This window comes from Kitasatospora sp. NPDC001547, assembly GCF_042894165.1.
Taxonomy (GTDB): Bacteria; Actinomycetota; Actinomycetes; order Streptomycetales; family Streptomycetaceae; genus Kitasatospora.
This window is the reverse complement of sequence record NZ_JBIAVL010000010.1, coordinates 229,497-245,919: the sequence shown is the minus strand read 5'-3', so window position 1 is coordinate 245,919 and position 16,423 is coordinate 229,497. Positions and strand designations below refer to the sequence as shown.

General features: G+C 73.6%; 15 protein-coding genes. 11 read left to right on the top strand and 4 right to left on the bottom strand.

Annotated features, from left to right (window positions below; translation table 11 throughout):
• Positions 1-28 precede the first annotated feature (28 nt).
• From ACFY0X_RS20520 to ACFY0X_RS20510, 3 genes are all read left to right on the top strand, one after another.
• Positions 29-631: a nucleoside triphosphate pyrophosphatase gene (locus tag ACFY0X_RS20520; protein WP_387756540.1), complete on the top strand. Its 603-nt coding sequence runs from the start codon at positions 29-31 to the stop codon at positions 629-631.
• A 65-nt stretch (positions 632-696) separates the two neighbouring features.
• Positions 697-1,431, top strand: a complete 735-nt coding sequence (locus ACFY0X_RS20515; RefSeq protein ID WP_387756538.1) for a hypothetical protein — start codon at positions 697-699, stop codon at positions 1,429-1,431.
• A 235-nt stretch (positions 1,432-1,666) separates the two neighbouring features.
• Positions 1,667-3,442 (top strand): acetyl/propionyl/methylcrotonyl-CoA carboxylase subunit alpha, encoded by a 1,776-nt coding sequence (locus ACFY0X_RS20510; protein ID WP_387756536.1) that lies wholly within the window; start codon positions 1,667-1,669, stop codon positions 3,440-3,442.
• Positions 3,443-3,520: 78 nt separating this feature from the next.
• On the opposite strand, the gene ACFY0X_RS20505 is transcribed toward ACFY0X_RS20510, so the two are convergent.
• Both ACFY0X_RS20505 and ACFY0X_RS20500 read right to left on the bottom strand, forming a co-directional pair.
• Complete coding sequence (locus ACFY0X_RS20505) at positions 3,521-4,477, bottom strand: DeoR/GlpR family DNA-binding transcription regulator (protein ID WP_387756612.1); 957 nt, start codon at positions 4,475-4,477, stop codon at positions 3,521-3,523.
• A 236-nt stretch (positions 4,478-4,713) separates the two neighbouring features.
• A complete protein-coding gene (locus tag ACFY0X_RS20500) occupies positions 4,714-6,168 on the bottom strand; it encodes an NAD(P)H-quinone dehydrogenase (protein ID WP_387756534.1) in 1,455 nt (484 codons plus the stop codon).
• Between the two features lie 98 nt (positions 6,169-6,266).
• On the opposite strand from ACFY0X_RS20500, the gene ACFY0X_RS20495 reads away from it, so the two are divergent.
• The 3 genes from ACFY0X_RS20495 to ACFY0X_RS20485 all read left to right on the top strand — a co-directional run bounded on the left by ACFY0X_RS20495 (position 6,267) and on the right by ACFY0X_RS20485 (position 9,593).
• On the top strand, positions 6,267-6,704 hold the full coding sequence (locus tag ACFY0X_RS20495; protein WP_049660023.1) for a gamma-glutamylcyclotransferase: 438 nt from the start codon (positions 6,267-6,269) through the stop codon (positions 6,702-6,704).
• Between the two features lie 155 nt (positions 6,705-6,859).
• The gene (locus ACFY0X_RS20490) at positions 6,860-7,681 is read left to right on the top strand and encodes a purine-nucleoside phosphorylase (RefSeq protein WP_387756531.1); all 822 of its coding nucleotides are present in this window, start codon (positions 6,860-6,862) and stop codon (positions 7,679-7,681) included.
• A gap of 190 nt (positions 7,682-7,871) precedes the next feature.
• Positions 7,872-9,593, top strand: coding sequence for a phospho-sugar mutase (locus tag ACFY0X_RS20485; RefSeq protein ID WP_387756529.1), 1,722 nt, complete (start codon positions 7,872-7,874; stop codon positions 9,591-9,593).
• Between the two features lie 65 nt (positions 9,594-9,658).
• On the opposite strand, the gene ACFY0X_RS20480 is transcribed toward ACFY0X_RS20485, so the two are convergent.
• Entirely contained in the window at positions 9,659-10,339 is a 681-nt protein-coding gene (locus tag ACFY0X_RS20480; protein ID WP_387756527.1) for a PH domain-containing protein, read from the bottom strand.
• A gap of 108 nt (positions 10,340-10,447) precedes the next feature.
• Here ACFY0X_RS20480 and deoC point away from each other — a divergent pair, with 108 nt between their 5' ends.
• From deoC to ACFY0X_RS20455, 5 genes are all read left to right on the top strand, one after another.
• A complete protein-coding gene (gene deoC / locus ACFY0X_RS20475) occupies positions 10,448-11,434 on the top strand; it encodes a deoxyribose-phosphate aldolase (protein WP_387756525.1) in 987 nt (328 codons plus the stop codon).
• 5 nt (positions 11,435-11,439) lie between these two features.
• Positions 11,440-12,936: an aldehyde dehydrogenase family protein gene (locus tag ACFY0X_RS20470; protein ID WP_387756523.1), complete on the top strand. Its 1,497-nt coding sequence runs from the start codon at positions 11,440-11,442 to the stop codon at positions 12,934-12,936.
• Positions 12,929-13,831, top strand: coding sequence for an aldehyde dehydrogenase family protein (locus tag ACFY0X_RS20465; protein WP_387756521.1), 903 nt, complete (start codon positions 12,929-12,931; stop codon positions 13,829-13,831). Before ACFY0X_RS20470 ends, ACFY0X_RS20465 begins: the two co-directional genes overlap by 8 nt.
• Positions 13,832-14,080: 249 nt before the next feature.
• Positions 14,081-14,482, top strand: coding sequence for a hypothetical protein (locus ACFY0X_RS20460; RefSeq protein ID WP_387756519.1), 402 nt, complete (start codon positions 14,081-14,083; stop codon positions 14,480-14,482).
• 62 nt (positions 14,483-14,544) lie between these two features.
• Positions 14,545-15,183 (top strand): ATP-binding protein, encoded by a 639-nt coding sequence (locus tag ACFY0X_RS20455; RefSeq protein ID WP_387756517.1) that lies wholly within the window; start codon positions 14,545-14,547, stop codon positions 15,181-15,183.
• 233 nt (positions 15,184-15,416) lie between these two features.
• Here ACFY0X_RS20455 and ACFY0X_RS20450 read toward each other — a convergent pair whose 3' ends face one another.
• Positions 15,417-16,289, bottom strand: coding sequence for a SigE family RNA polymerase sigma factor (locus tag ACFY0X_RS20450; protein ID WP_387756611.1), 873 nt, complete (start codon positions 16,287-16,289; stop codon positions 15,417-15,419).
• Positions 16,290-16,423 lie beyond the last annotated feature (134 nt).

Below are 16,423 nucleotides of genomic sequence, written 5' to 3'. Positions count from 1 at the left end.
GACACGGGCACCCCCTACGCTGGTGGGCATGACCGACCAGCGCCCCCTCGTCCTCGCCTCCGCCTCCCCCGCCCGCCTCGGGCTGCTGCGCCAGGCGGGGCTCGACCCCCGCGTGGTGGTCAGCGGCGTCGACGAGGACGCGATCACCGCCGCCACCCCCGCCGAGCTCGCCCTCGTCCTGGCCGAGGCCAAGGCGAAGGCCGTCGCCGCCGGACTCTCCGACGGCGAGCTGGTGATCGGGTGCGACTCCGTCCTGGAACTGGACGGCCGGGCCCTCGGCAAGCCCGCCGACGCCGCCGAGGCGCTGGCCCGCTGGCGGTCGATGCGCGGACGGGCCGGCGTGCTGCGCACCGGCCACTGCGTGATCGACACCGCGACCGGCCGGCAGTCCTCGGCCACCGCCTCCACCACCGTCCGCTTCGGCACCCCGGACGACGCGGAGATCGCCGCGTACGTGGCCTCCGGCGAACCGCTGCACGTGGCCGGGGCGTTCACCCTGGACGGCCGCTCGGCGCCGTTCGTCGACGGCATCGACGGCGACCCGGGCAACGTCATCGGCCTCTCCCTGCCGCTGCTGCGCCGGCTGCTCGCCGACCTGGACCTGCGCATCACCGATCTGTGGACCGACTGACCTGCCGCACCCGGCGGTGGTGCCCCTAAGCTGACCGGCGTCCGGACGGGGAGGGGACGCGGCAGATGACCGACAGCGTGCTCAACGTGGTGCTGGGCCTGGTGGCCAGCGCGATCAGCGCCTGCCTCGGCTGGCTGGCGCAGGCGCTGCGGCGCCGCCGCAGGGTCGAGCGGGTGCGGTCCTTCCTCGGACTGCCGAACGGCAGCGAGTGCCTGGTCGTGGTGCCGCGCAGCATCGGGACGGGCTCGCACGCCCACACCGTGACCCGGCGCGACGCCTACGCGCTGATGTGGCTGGCCGGACTGGTCGAGGAGTGCGGGGCGCGGCCCGAGCTGGTCGCCCACGACGCCGCGCACCGCGGCCTGGGCGCCAAGACCGAGCTGTGCCTGGGCGGGCCGGTCAGCAACGAGCGGACGGCCGCCCACCTCGCCTGGGGCCTGCCGGGCGTGCTGGTCACCTCGGGCCCGGGGCCGGGCAGCAACGTGATCGTGGTGGGCGAGCGCGACTTCGCCGCCGGTCCCGACCGGACGCACGCCCTGCTCGCCCGGATCGCCACCCCGGACGGCGGCCGCCCGGTGTTCCTGGTCGCGGGCCAGACCGGCATCGCCAACCAGGCCGGGGTGCGCTTCCTGGTCGCCCGGCACCGCGAGCTCGCCCGGAAGTACGGCCAGGACGGCACCTTCGCGCTCGTCCTGCGGGCGGTCAACCCGGAGGCGTACGGGCCGGACATGGTCGAGGTGGCGGCCGACGTGACGGCCGAGGCGCTGCGGCGGCCCGAGGCCCGCTCAGGCGCCGCTTGAGCGGTCCGCGCGAGACTGTGGCCGATGCCACCTCCCGCCACGCCGCCGGCCGGTCACCCGCTGTGGCCCCCGCCGGTCCGGGCGGACCCGCGCCGACCTGCGGTGTCGTGCGGGAGCCCGTCCAGGGGCCCGGGAGAGCCATCACCGAGCGTGTGGGATAGTTCACAACCCGGGGCTACTCGCCGGTACTGCCCGGGAATCCATAAACTCATCGAGGTTCAAGAAGGGAGCCACAGTGCGCAAGGTGCTCATCGCCAACCGCGGGGAAATCGCCGTCCGCGTCGCCCGGGCCTGCTCGGACGCCGGTATCGCCAGCGTCGCCGTCTACGCCGAGCCGGACCGGGATGCGCTGCACGTCCGCGCGGCCGACGAGGCTTACGCGCTGGGCGGTGACACCCCCGCTACCAGCTACCTGGACATCGCCAAGGTCCTGAAGGCGGCCGCCGACTCCGGCGCGGACGCCGTCCACCCCGGTTACGGGTTCCTGTCGGAGAACGCCGACTTCGCCCAGGCCGTCCTCGACGCGGGTCTGATCTGGATCGGCCCGCCGCCGCAGGCCATCCGCGACCTCGGTGACAAGGTCACCGCCCGGCACGTCGCCCAGCGGGCCGGTGCCCCGCTGGTGGCCGGCACCCCGGACCCGGTCTCGGGTGCCGACGAGGTCGTCACGTTCGCCCGGGAGCACGGCCTCCCGGTCGCCATCAAGGCGGCCTTCGGCGGCGGCGGCCGCGGCCTCAAGGTCGCCCGCACCCTGGAGGAGATCCCGGAGCTGTACGACTCCGCGGTGCGCGAGGCCGTCGCCGCCTTCGGCCGCGGCGAGTGCTTCGTCGAGCGCTACCTGGACAACCCGCGGCACGTGGAGACCCAGTGCCTGGCCGACAAGCACGGCAACGTGGTGGTCGTCTCCACCCGTGACTGCTCGCTCCAGCGCCGCCACCAGAAGCTCGTCGAGGAGGCGCCCGCGCCGTTCCTGACCGAGGAGCAGAACGCCGAGCTGTACCGGGCGTCCAAGGCCATCCTGAAGGAGGCCGGCTACGAGGGCGCCGGGACCTGTGAGTTCCTGGTCGCGCTGGACGGCACGATCTCCTTCCTGGAGGTCAACACCCGCCTCCAGGTGGAGCACCCGGTCACCGAGGAGGTCACCGGCCTCGACCTGGTCCGCGAGATGTTCCGGATCGCCGACGGCGAGGAGCTCGGCTACGGCGACCCCGAGGTGCGCGGCCACTCCTTCGAGTTCCGCATCAACGGCGAGGACCCGGGCCGCAACTTCCTGCCCGCGCCCGGCACCGTGACGCTGTTCGCCCCGCCGTCCGGCCCGGGCGTGCGCCTGGACTCCGGCGTGGAGAGCGGCTCGGTCATCGGCCCGGCCTGGGACTCGCTGCTGGCCAAGCTGGTCGTCTCCGGCCGCGACCGCAAGCAGGCCCTGGAGCGGGCCCGCCGTGCCCTGGCCGAGTTCAAGGTGGAGGGCATGGCCACCGCCATCCCGTTCCACCGGGCGGTCGTCACCGACCCGGCGTTCGCGCCCGAGGTGCACGGCGGCGAGGGGCCGTTCAAGGTCTTCACCCGGTGGATCGAGACCGAGTTCGACAACACCATCCCGCCGTTCGCCGGCACGGCCGGTGACGGCGAGGAGGCCGAGACCCGGGAGACCGTGGTGGTCGAGGTCGGCGGCAAGCGGATCGAGGTCTCGCTGCCGTCCTCGCTGGGCGTCGCGGCGGCCCCGGCCGCCGGTGCGGCGGGTGCCGCCAAGGCCAAGCGCCGGGTGGGCGCCAAGAAGGCCGGCTCGGCCGTCAGCGGTGACACCCTGGCCTCGCCGATGCAGGGCACCATCGTCAAGGTCGCCGTGGAGGAGGGCCAGGTCGTCGCCGAGGGCGAGCTGATCGTGGTCCTGGAGGCGATGAAGATGGAGCAGCCGCTGAACGCCCACAAGGCGGGCACCGTCTCCGGCCTCAAGGCCGAGGTGGGCGCGAGCGTCAGCAGCGGCGCGGCGCTCTGCGAGATCAAGGACTGACACCGTCCCCGTCCTCGGACCGGTCCGTACGCCCTCCGGGGTGTGCGGACCGGTCCCGTTTCCGAGGCCGGTACGGGCTCAGCGCCCGCGCGGCAGGCCCAGCTCGGCCAGCCGGGCCGGCATGCCGCCCGGGCCGACCGGCCCGCCGTGCGCGCCGGGGCGGCGCTGGCCGGGCAGCGGGGCGCCGCCGGGGGGCGGGCCGCCGCGGCGGGCCATCGGGCCGGGCTGGGTCTGGTGCACCGGGCCGCTGCCGGTGCCGTGCACCGGGGCGTCACCGCTCGGGCCCGCGCCCAGCGGGGCCAGGTCGACCTGCACCCCGCAGTCGGCGAGCGCGTCCAGCTCGCGGGCGGTGCCGTCGTCCGCGGTGGCCTGCTCGTCGGTGACCAGCCGGGTGATGGTCTCGGTGGCGACGGTCTGGAACATGCCGGCCGCGCCGAGCTTGGTGTGGTCGGCGAGGACGATCACCTCGGCGGCCGCCAGCACCATGGCCCGGTCCACGCTCGCGGACAGCATGTTCGCCGTCGACAGCCCACGCTCGGCCGTCAGCCCGCTGCCGGAGATGAAGGCCTTGTTGACCCTCAGCCCCTGCAGCGACTGCTCCGCGCCGCTGCCCACCAACGCGTAGTTGGAGCCGCGCAGGGTGCCGCCGGTCATCACCACCTCGACCCGGTTGGCGTGCGCCAGGGCCTGGGCGACCAGCAGCGAGTTGGTGACCACCGTCAGCCCGGGCACCCGGGCCAGTCGGCGGGCCAGCTCCTGGGTGGTGGTGCCGGCGCCGACCACCACCGCGTCGCCCTCCTCCACCAGGCCGGCGGCGAGGTCCGCGATGGCGCTCTTCTCCGCCGCGGAGAGGTGGGTCTTCTGCGGGTATCCGGGTTCGCGGCTGAAGCCGCCGGGGAGCACCGCGCCGCCGTGCCGGCGGTCGAGGAGCCCTTCTGCCTCCAGCGCCCGCACGTCACGACGCACGGTCACTTCGGAGGTCTGGACGACGCGGGCCAACTCCCGGAGCGAGACGGCTCCGTTGGCGCGCACCATTTCGAGGATCAACTGGCGACGTTCTGCTGCAAACACAGAACCGACGGTAACCTGCGTGACCGTCTGCTTTCAGGCGTTTGCAGCTAGTAGCGGGAATTGCTCACGCACGAGCGGCGCGTGACCGTACAATACGCGCCGTCGACGGCCCGGGACTGCGCCCGCCGTCCGGGTGACGGGCATGCCCGCGCGAAGGGCGGCCGCCGATCGGCAGCCGCCCTCAACTGTGCGCCGGACGCTCAGGATTCGCCGTCGGCCCGCTTGCGGATGTGCAGCTGCCGGGCGGCCTCGGCGGTCGAGCCGGAGACGGACGGGTAGACGGTGAAGGCGCTGGCCACCTGTTCGACCGTCAGATTGGCGTCCACCGCGAGCGAGATCGGGTGGATCAGCTCGCTGGCCCGCGGGGCGACGACCACGCCGCCCACCACGATGCCGGTGCCCGGGCGGCAGAACAGCTTCACGAAGCCGTCCCGGATGCCCTGCATCTTCGCCCGCGGGTTGCCGCGCAGCGGGAGCTTGACCACGACGGCGTCCATCTTGCCGCACTCCACGTCGGCCGCCGTGTAGCCGACGGTGGCGATCTCCGGGTCGGTGAAGACGTTGGAGGCCACGGTCTTGAGGTTCAGCGGCTGCACCGCGTCACCGAGCGCGTGGTACATCGCGATCCGGCCCTGCATGGCCGCCACCGAGGCGAGCATGAAGACGCCGGTGCAGTCGCCCGCCGCGTAGACGCCGGGGGCGGTGGTGCGGGAGACCCGGTCGACCTGGATCTGGCCCCAGTCGTTGAGCTTGACCCCGGCCTCCTCCAGGCCCATCTCGGACGTGTTGGGGATCGAGCCGACCGCCATCAGGCAGTGGCTGCCCTCGATCACCCGGCCGTCGGCCAGCATGACCTCGACCCGGTCGCCGATCCGCTTGACGCTCTCGGCGCGCGAGCGGCCCATCACGTTCATGCCGCGGCGGCGGAAGACGTCCTCCAGCACCTCGGCGGCGTCCGGGTCCTCGCCGGGCAGCACCCGGTCGCGGCTGGACACCAGGGTGACCTTGGAGCCGAGCGCCTGGTACGCGCCGGCGAACTCGGCGCCGGTCACGCCGGAGCCGACCACGATCAGCTCGCGGGGCAGCTCCTCCAGGTCGTACACCTGGGTCCAGGTGAGGATCCGCTCGCCGTCCGGCTGGGCGTCCGGCAGCTCGCGCGGGTGGGCGCCGGTGGCGATCAGCACGGCGTCGGCGCGCAGCGACTGCACGGTGCCGTCGGGCGCGTCCACCAGGACCTCGCGGGAGCCGTCCACGGCCTGCCCGCCGGTGCCGAGCCGGCCGCGGCCGCGCAGCACGGTGACGCCGGCCCGGGTGACGGACTGGGTGATGTCGTGGGACTGCGCGATGGCCAGGCGCTTCACCCGGCGGTTGACCTTCCCCAGGTCCACGCCGATCACCCGGGCCGCCTGCTCGATCGGCGGGGTGTCGTCCGCGACCAGGATGCCCAGTTCCTCGTACGAGCTGTCGAAGGTGGTCATCACCTCCGCGGTCGCGATCAGGGTCTTCGACGGAACGCAGTCCGTGAGCACCGCCGATCCGCCCAGACCGTCGCGGTCGACGACGGTCACCTCCGCGCCGAGCTGTGCGGCGACCAGGGCCGCCTCGTAGCCGCCGGGTCCGCCACCGATGATCACGATCCGAGTCACGCTCCCCATTGTCCCGCACGCCGGGAGCGCCGCCACGCCGGGGTCCGGGCTCGGTACCTTCGTCCAGTCGCCGCGGCCCGCCCGCCGCCCGGGCTACGCTGGCCCCCATGCCCCTTTACGCCGCGTATGCCACCAACCTCGATGCTCGGCAGATGACCCGCCGAGCCCCGCACTCCCCGCTGCGCGGCACGGGGTGGCTAGCCGGCTGGCGGCTCACCTTCGGTGGCGAGCAGCTCGGTTGGGAGGGCTCGCTGGCGACCGTGGTCGAGGACGAGAAGGACCAGGTCTTCGTCTCGCTGTACGACGTCGCGCCGATGGACGAGGAGGGCCTGGACCGCTGGGAGGGCGTCCAGCTCGGCATCTACCGCAAGATCAAGCTGCGCGCGCAGACCCTGGACGGCGACATCCCGGTCTGGACGTACGTGCTGAACGACTACGAGGGCGGCCTGCCCGCGGCCCGCTACCTCGGGCTGGTCGCCGACGCCGCGGAGAGCGCCGGCGCCCCGCACGACTACGTGATGGACCTGCGCCGCCGCCCCTGCTGAGGCGTGTCCGACGCTTCCCGCCGGGTGTGGGAACCGACGAGCCGGGTGCCCGGAGAACGCCGCCGAGCTGTGCCTTCGGGTCATCCGGGTAACGATCCGGCACGCCGGGACCGAATTTCTACGCGCGTAGCCGAAACCCGTCTATCCTCTGACCCGTGAACGCTTCTCCTCAGTCGGTCGTCTCCGCCGACCCCTACGCCGCCGCCCAGGCCGCCGCCGAGCGCCTGCGCGAGCTGACCGGTGCCGAGCGGCACGACGTCGCCCTGGTGATGGGCTCCGGCTGGGTGCCGGCCGCCGACGCCCTGGGCGAGACCGTGGCCGAGTTCCCGGTCACCGACCTCCCGGGCTTCCCCGCCCCCGCCGTCGCCGGCCACGCCGGCAAGATCCGTTCGGTGAAGATCGGCGACAAGCGCGCCCTGATCTTCCTCGGCCGCAACCACTACTACGAGGGCCACGGCGTGGCCACCGTCGTCCACGGCGTGCGCACCGCCGCCGCGGCCGGCTGCGGCATCGTCGTGCTGACCAACGGCTGCGGCGGTCTGCGCCAGGGCTGGACCCCGGGCCAGCCGGTGCTGATCAGCGACCACATCAACCTGACCGGGGACTCCCCGATCGTCGGCGCCAACTTCGTCGACCTCACCGACCTGTACTCCAAGCGCCTGCGCGCCCTGTGCCACGAGGTCGACCCGACCCTGGACGAGGCCGTCTACGTCCAGTTCCGCGGCCCGCACTACGAGACCCCGGCCGAGGTCAACATGGCCCGGGTGATCGGCGGCGAGCTGGTCGGCATGTCCACCACCCTGGAGGCCATCGCCGCCCGCGAGGCCGGCTCCGAGGTGCTCGGCATCTCCCTGGTCACCAACCTGGCCGCCGGCATGACCGGCGAGCCGCTCAACCACGAAGAGGTGCTGGAGGCCGGCAAGGCCTCCGCCGAGCGCATGGGCGAGCTGCTGGCGAAGGTCCTTGAGCGGATCTGACCCCCGCGGGGCGCAGAATCATGACTGACGGGGCCCACGGGCGGTGTGATCCGCTGATCACACCATCCCGTGGGCCCCGTCCGCGTGCGCGACCCCCTTCTGTGCGGAACCCTCCGGTCACAGCGGAACCCTCCCGACCCACGGCGGAACCTCCGGCCGACACACCGACGCACTTCCCGATGGAGCTGGCATGACGCAGGCACCCACCACCGACCTCCTCGCCCGGGCCCGGACCTGGCTGGCCGAGGACCCCGACCCGCGGACCCGCGAGGAGCTCGCCGCCCTGCTGGCCCGGGCCGAGGGCCCGGAGGCCGAGACCGACAGCAAGCTCGCCTGGGCGGAGCTCGCCGAGCGCTTCTCCGACCGCCTCCAGTTCGGCACCGCCGGCCTGCGCGGCGAACTCGGCGCCGGCCCGATGCGGATGAACCGCGCCGTGGTGATCCGGGCCGCGGCCGGCCTGGTCTCGTACGTCCGGCAGCAGGGCCTGGGCGACCTGGTCGTCATCGGCTACGACGCCCGCCACAAGTCGTACGACTTCGCCCGCGACACCGCCGCCGTGGTGGTCGGCGCCGGCCTGCGCGCCGCGCTGCTGCCGCGCCCGCTGCCGACCCCGGTGCTCGCCTTCGCCGTCCGCCACCTGGGCGCGGCCGCCGGCGTCACCGTCACCGCCAGCCACAACCCGCCGCAGGACAACGGCTACAAGGTCTACCTGGGCGACGGCTCGCAGATCGTCCCGCCGGCCGACGCCGGGATCGCCGCCGAGATCGACGCGATCGGCTCGCTGGACGAGGTCCCGCGCGTCGAGGAGGGCTGGGAGGTGCTCGGCGAGGACGTCGTCGAGGCGTACCTGGCCCGGGCCGTCTCCATCGTCGACGAGCACGGCCCGCGCGACCTGGAGGTGGTCTACACCCCGATGCACGGCGTCGGCCGCGACACCCTGGTCGCCGCGTTCCGCCGGGCCGGCTTCCCCGCGCCCACCGTGGTCGCCGAGCAGGCCGAGCCCGACCCGGACTTCCCGACCGTGGCCTTCCCCAACCCGGAGGAGCCGGGGGCGATGGACCTCGCCTTCCGCACCGCCGCCTCCGTCGGGCCGGACATCGTGATCGCCAACGACCCGGACGCCGACCGCTGCGCGGTGGCCGTCCCCGCCAACGGCAACGCGGCCGGCAGCGGCGGCGGCGCCGGCTGGCGGATGCTGCGCGGCGACGAGGTCGGCGCGCTGCTCGGCTCGGCCCTGGTCGCGAAGAAGGCCGAGGGCACCTTCGCCACCACCATCGTCTCCGCCACCCTGCTCGGCCGGATCGCCGAGGCGGCGGGCCTGGGCTACGCCGAGACGCTGACCGGCTTCAAGTGGATCTCCCGCGCCGAGGGCCTGCGCTACGGCTACGAGGAGGCGCTCGGCTACTGCGTCGACCCGCAGGGCGTCCGCGACAAGGACGGCATCACCGCCGCCCTGCTGGTCGCCGAGCTCGCCGCCACCCTCAAGAAGTCCGGCCGCACCCTGTCCGACCTGCTGGACGACCTGGCGCTGGAGCACGGGCTGCACGCCACCGACCAGCTCTCCGTCCGGGTCCAGGACCTCACGCTGATCGCCGACGCCATGCGCCGTCTGCGCGAGCGGCCGCCGACCGTCCTGGCCGGCCTCCAGGTGACCCGCGCCGACGACCTGTCGGCCGGCTCCGCCGACCTGCCGCCCACCGACGGCCTGCGCTACTACCTGGCCGGCGAGGGCGTCTGCTCCGCCCGCATCGTGGTGCGCCCCTCCGGCACCGAGCCCAAGCTCAAGTGCTACCTGGAGGTCGTCCTCCCGGTCGCCTCCGCGGCCGACCTCGGCCCCGCCCGCGAGCGCGCCGCCGCCCTCCTCGCCACCGTCAAGCAGGACCTCGCCCTGGCCGCCGGCATCACCGCCTGACGCCACGGAACGCGCGAAGGGGCCCGCCGGTCGCGACCGGCGGGCCCCTGCGCGCGGGTGCGGTGTCAGACCGCGATGACGGTGACCAGGGCGATCAGGCCGAGCAGAGTGGGCGCGATGACCCACCAGCACCAGCGGACCCGCACCGGGCCGGCCGCGGCGGGGCGGGCGGCGTTGCGTTCGGCCATCTCCTGGAGGACGGCGGTGACCTGGTCGGACCAGGCGCGGGTGGGGTCGGGCGAGCCCTGGACGACCGGGTTGGTGCGCTTGGCCAGTCCCATGCCCAGGCCGGTCCGGGAGGCGTGCTCGGCGGCGCTGGGGCTCTGCGCCCGGGTGGCCCGCTTGCGCTGGCGCAGCGACACCGGCACCGCCCAGACCTGGTACTTCCTGCCGCCCGCGAGCAGTTCGACCGAGTACCCGGCGCGCAGCGCGTCCACCGAGGCCCACGGCGCGACGACGGTCCGCCACGGGTTGCGCACCACCAGCCGGTCGCGGCCGGCCCGCACGGCCGGGCGCAGCGTGTACGCGATCACCGGGAAGGCGAACACCGGCACCGCCGCGAGCGAGACGTACGGGGTCTTCCCGGTGCCACTGGCCACCGCGTCGCCGACCAGCCAGGCCGCGACGACCAGCAGCAGCACTCCGGAGATCACACCGGGGACAGAGCGGTACACCCGGTCGGCGTACTCGGGCTCCCCGTCGGGGGCGGCGGGGCCCTGGTCGGGCTTGCCGTCGGAATCGGTCATGGCGTCGATTCTGCCCCATGCCCCCCACCTGCGGAGGTCTCGGTCCGGCCACGATGGGTCGGCGGTCTAGCGGTCGACTACGCGCGTAGATATGCTGGTCTGGTGACTATGTCCACTGTTGCAGCCAATGCCCTCGGCGTTGCGGGCAGCGGCCTTCAGGACGTTGCGGCGTCCGAGGCCTCGCTCCGCCGCTTCCTGCACGGCCTGCCCGGCGTCGACCAGGTCGGCCTGGAGGCGCGCGCCGCCGCTCTCGGTACCCGCTCGATCAAGACCACGGCGAAGGCGTACGCCATCGACCTGGCGATCTCGATGATCGACCTGACCACGCTGGAGGGCGCGGACACGGTCGGCAAGGTGCGCGCGCTGTGCGCCAAGGGCAGGACCCCCGACCCGACCGACCCGACCACCCCCCGCGTCGCCGCCATCTGCGTCTACCCGGACATGGTCGCCACCGCCAAGGACGCCCTGAAGGGCACCGGCATCCAGGTCGCCTCGGTCGCCACCGCCTTCCCGGCCGGCCGCGCCGCCCTGCCGGTCAAGCTCGCCGACACCGCCGACGCGGTGGCCGCGGGCGCCGACGAGATCGACATGGTGATCGACCGCGGCGCCTTCCTCTCCGGCCGCTACCTCGACGTCTTCAACGAGATCGTCGCCGTCAAGGAGGCGTGCAAGCGCCCCGACGGCAGCTCCGCCCACCTCAAGGTGATCTTCGAGACCGGCGAGCTCCAGACCTACGACAACGTCCGCCGGGTCTCCTGGCTGGCGATGCTGGCCGGCGCCGACTTCATCAAGACCTCCACCGGCAAGGTCGCCGTCAACGCGACCCCGCCGGTCACCCTGCTGATGCTGGAGGCGGTCCGCGACTTCCGCGCGGCCACCGGCGTCCAGGTCGGCGTCAAGCCCGCCGGCGGGATCCGCACCACCAAGGACGCCATGAAGTACCTGGTGATGGTCAACGAGACCCTCGGCGACGACTGGCTGACCCCGCACTGGTTCCGCTTCGGCGCCTCCAGCCTGCTCAACGACCTGCTGATGCAGCGCCAGAAGCTGGCCACCGGCCGCTACTCCGGCCCCGACTACGTGACGGTGGACTGATCACCATGGCCAAGAAGAAGAACACCGAGGAGCCCGTGGCCGAGCCCGCCGGCGGCCTCTTCGCCTACGCCCCGGCCCCGGAGTCCCCGGCCGCCGCGGGTGACATCGCCACCTCCTACGGCCACTTCATCGGCGGCGAGTTCGTCGACTCCTCCGGCAACGAGGCCCTGAAGACGGTCAACCCGGCCACCGAGCAGGTGCTCGCCGAGTTCGCCCAGGGCACCGAGCAGGACGTGGACCGCGCGGTCGCCGCCGCCCGCAAGGCCTTCGCCGACTGGTCGGCGCTGCCCGGCAGCGAGCGCGCCAAGTACCTGTTCCGGATCGCCCGGATCATCCAGGAGCGCAGCCGCGAGCTGGCCGTGCTGGAGTCGATCGACAACGGCAAGCCGATCCGCGAGACCCGCGACGTCGACCTGCCGCTGGTCGCCGCGCACTTCTTCTACTACGCGGGCTGGGCGGACAAGCTGGACTTCGCCGGCTTCGGCCCGAACCCGAAGCCGCTGGGCGTGGCCGGCCAGGTCATCCCGTGGAACTTCCCGCTGCTGATGCTGGCGTGGAAGATCGCGCCCGCGCTGGCGACCGGCAACACGGTCGTCCTGAAGCCGGCCGAGACCACCCCGCTGACCGCGCTGCGCTTCGCCGAGATCTGCCGCCAGGCCGGTCTGCCGAAGGGCGTCGTCAACATCGTCACCGGTGACGGCCGCACCGGCGCCGCGCTGACCTCCCACCCGGACGTCAACAAGGTCGCCTTCACCGGCTCCACCCCGGTCGGCCGGGCCATCGCCAAGCAGCTGGCCGGCACCCGCAAGAAGCTCTCGCTGGAGCTGGGCGGCAAGGCCGCGAACATCGTCTTCGACGACGCGCCGATCGACCAGGCGGTCGAGGGCATCGTCAACGGCATCTTCTTCAACCAGGGCCACGTCTGCTGCGCGGGCTCGCGCCTGCTGGTCCAGGAGTCGGTGCAGGACGAGCTGCTGGACGCCCTGAAGCGCCGGATGGCCACCCTGCGGGTCGGCGACCCGCTGGACAAGAACACCGACATCGGCGCCATCAACTCGGCCGAGCAGCTGGCCCGGATCACCGCGCTGACCGACGCCGGCGAGGCCGAGGGCGCCGAGCGCTGGTCGCCCGCGTGCGAACTCCCGGGCACCGGCTTCTGGTTCAAGCCGACCCTGTTCACCGGCGTGAGCCAGGCCCACCGGATCGCCCAGGAGGAGATCTTCGGCCCGGTCCTGTCGGTGCTGACCTTCCGCACCCCCGCCGAGGCGGTCGAGAAGGCCAACAACACCCCGTACGGCCTCTCCGCCGGCATCTGGACGGAGAAGGGCTCGCGCATCCTCTGGATGGCGAACCAGCTCAGGGCCGGCGTGGTCTGGGCCAACACCTTCAACAAGTTCGACCCGACCTCGCCGTTCGGCGGCTACAAGGAGTCGGGCTACGGCCGCGAGGGTGGCCGCCACGGTCTGGAGCCCTACCTGAATGTCGAGGCCCGAGATGTCTGATGTCGCAACGCGTCTTGACGTCCTCAAGACCTACAAGCTGTACGTCGGCGGGAAGTTCCCGCGCTCCGAGAGCGGACGGGTGTACGAGGTGACCGACTCGAAGGGCGAGTGGCTCGCCAACGCCCCGCTGGGCACCCGCAAGGACACCCGCGACGCCGTCCTGGCCGCCCGCAAGGCGGTCAAGGGCTGGGCCGGCACCACCGCGTACAACCGCGGCCAGGTGCTGTACCGGGTGGCCGAGATGCTCCAGGGCCGCCGCGAGCAGTTCGCCGCCGAGGTGTCCGTCTCCGAGGGCGTCGGCCCGAAGAAGGCCGCCGCGCTGGTGGACGCCGCGATCGACCGCTGGGTCTGGTACGCGGGCTGGACCGACAAGGTCGCCCAGATCGCGGGCGGCGCCAACCCGGTCGCCGGGCCGTTCTTCAACCTCTCCACCCCGGAGCCGACCGGCGTGGTCGGGATCGTCGCCCCGCAGGCCGGGTACGGGCACTCGCTGCTCGGCCTGGTCTCGGTGATCGCCCCGGCGATCGCCACCGGCAACACGGTCGTGGTCGCGGCCGCCGCGGACGCCCCGCTGCCCGCGCTGTCGCTGGGCGAGGTGCTGGCCACCTCGGACGTCCCGGGCGGCGTGGTCAACATCATCTCGGGCCGGACCGCGGACATCGCCCCCACCCTGGCCTCGCACCAGGACGTCAACGCGCTGGACCTCACCGGGGCGATCGCCTCCGACGGCCCCGGCGCGCCGCAGGCGCTGGAGGCGGCCGCCGCGGATACCCTGAAGAGGGTGGTCCGTCCGGTGCTGGACCCGTTCGCCCAGGACTGGACCAATGCGCCCGGTACGGACCGGCTACTCTCGTTCCTGGAGACGAAGACGGTCTGGCACCCGATGGGGATCTGACCTCGTCGCTCCGAGCGAACAACTCCACAGACTGGCCGTCCCCAGTGCCCTCACCCCCCCAGGGCCCGGACGGTCATTGGACGGACCCGCGCCTCTCCCCCCCCCTGGCGCGGGTCCGTCGCCGTTCCGGCCGCCCGCCGCCGGCGTTCCGGCGACTTTCGTCACTGCCCACCGCCGACTTTCGACGCTCCCGCACACCCCTGCGGCCGGGCCAGAATCACCGGAGACGGAAACGATCGAGGGGGACGGATGGGCGAGTTCATCGGCGAGCTGATGGCACTGTTCGCGGACGGCTTCTACCGCCGGTGGCACGTGGCCCGCACCACGCGGCGGCTGGCCGCCGGCCGCCCGGTCCGGGTGCCCTGCTCGGCCCGGTCCGAGCGACAGGCCGAGTACACCAACGGCACCCTCCACATCACGCCCGGCGCCGACAGCGTGGCCCTGGTCTCCCGCGACGACGGACGCCTCGACCTGCCCGCCGGGGGCACCTTCCACGACCCCGAGCCCGACACCTGGCACAGCCAGGACTGGGCCGCCACCGGCTACCTGCCGCCCGGCACCGGGGAACTGGTCTACCTCCAGGTGGACAGCCGCTACCTGCCGATGGTGCACGTCGCCCTCGCCGACCCGCGGTCGCAGCGGACCGCCTGACGGCAGAAGACCCGTGCCGACCGGTTTCGGCAACCGGCCGGGATGCGTCAGACTGGTGTCCCGTGAGTGACTCCCCCATGAACCCCGCACCGGCCGCGCACGCCCGGGTGATCCTGCTCTCCGGGCCCTCCGGGTCGGGGAAGTCCTCGCTCGCCGAGCGCAGCGGCCTGCCGGTGCTCCAGCTCGACGACTTCTACAAGGACGGGGACGACCCGACCCTGCCGCGGCTGCCGGACGGCGCCGTCGACTGGGACTCCCCGCTGGCCTGGCACCGCGACCAGGCCGTCGCCGCGATCCGCGCCCTGCACGAGCACGGCCGCGCGGACGTCCCGGTGTACTCGATCCCGGACAACGGCCGGGTCGGCACCCGCGGCCTGGAGCTGGACGGGGCGGGCGCGTTCATCGCGGAGGGCATCTTCGCCGCCGAGATCACGGCCGAGTGCGCCGGACAGGGCCTGCTCGGCGACGCCCTGTGCCTGCGCAACGGCGCGCTCACCACGGCCTGGCGCCGGCTGCGCCGGGACGTCCGGGAGGGCCGCAAGTCGCTGCCGGTGCTGCTGCGCCGGGGCCTGCGGCTGATGCGGGCCGAGCGGTCCATCGTCGGCCGGCAGGTCGCGCTCGGCTCGTACGCGTGCGCCGGCCCGGAGGCCGAGCGGCGGATCCGCGCCGCGGCCCTGGCCACCGAGCTCTCCGCCGTCTGAGCCGACCGTCGGGGCCGACCGTGGGGGCCCGCGTCCGGGACCGCGCCCGTGTCCGAGACCGGCCCTGCCCTGCCCCGCCCTGCCCACGGCACGACGAAGGCCCGGTGCGTCTCCCCCGCACCGGGCCGTCGCCTTCCCCGAACGGTCCTCGGCTCCCCCACGGGCATGCTCCCCCGAGCCGCTGCCCCCGGACCGTGACCGTCCGCTTCCCGTCCCCCGACGGGAGTCCTCTGTTACGCGACCAGCTCGCCGAACGCCCGGACGGTGTCGCCGGACTTGTTCAGGTGCTCGTCCTCGCGCAGCCGGCGCAGGGCGCGCCAGATGCTGCTCTTGACCGTGCCGACGCTGATCCCCAGCACGTCGGCGATCTCCGGGTCGGTCTTGCCCTCGTAGTACCGCAGCACCAGCATGGTGCGCTGGTTCTCCGGCAGCTTCGCCAGCGCCTGCCAGAGCACGGTGCGCAGCTCGGTGCCGCCCATCGCGTCGGTGTCGCCGGCCGTCTCCGGCAGCTCCTCGGTCGGGTACTCGTTGACCTTGCGGCGCCGCCAGGCGGAGATGTGCAGGTTGGTCATGGTGCGGCGGAGGTACCCGCCGACCGCGGCCTTGTCGGTGATCCGGCCCCAGGCCCGGTACGTGCTGAAGAGCGCGCTCTGCAGCAGGTCCTCGGCCTCGTAGCGGTCACCGGTCAGGTGGTAGGCCGTGGCGTACAGGGAGGCGCGGCGCTCGCGCACGTACGCGGTGAACTCCGTGATGTGGTCCTCCGCGACGGCCGAGTGCTCCCCCTGCGCGCCTCCCTGTCCCGCCTCGGTGGTGCGGGCCGCCGCGGGGTTCAACCGCAGCAGCGTCGCACCGGCGGCCTCGCGACCGGTCGGCTCCCCCGAACCGACCGTCCGCAGACCGTTCCCCCCGGTCCCCCGGTTGCCCCCCGGGGCGTCCTTGCCCTCGACGCGGACGGGGAGGATCCCCCGCAGCGTGAGGGTGTTGGCGGAGTCGACCGAACTCCCCAGACGGCCGATCCCGTACAGCTCCCCCGTCCTGCCGCCGCCGCTCACCCGGCGGGCGACAGGGTTTCCACCGGTGCTGTGCGCGCACCCCCGCACGGTCACGGCACCGGAGTTCTCGTCGGTCCTGACCTCGTACCGGGTCCGGTGGGACGCGGCTGACGAACGCGCGGTGCGGACAGCCGGGTTGGTCCGGGTCTGAAGCATGGCGTTCATCGTGCGCCCCCTGGGTCGGTACG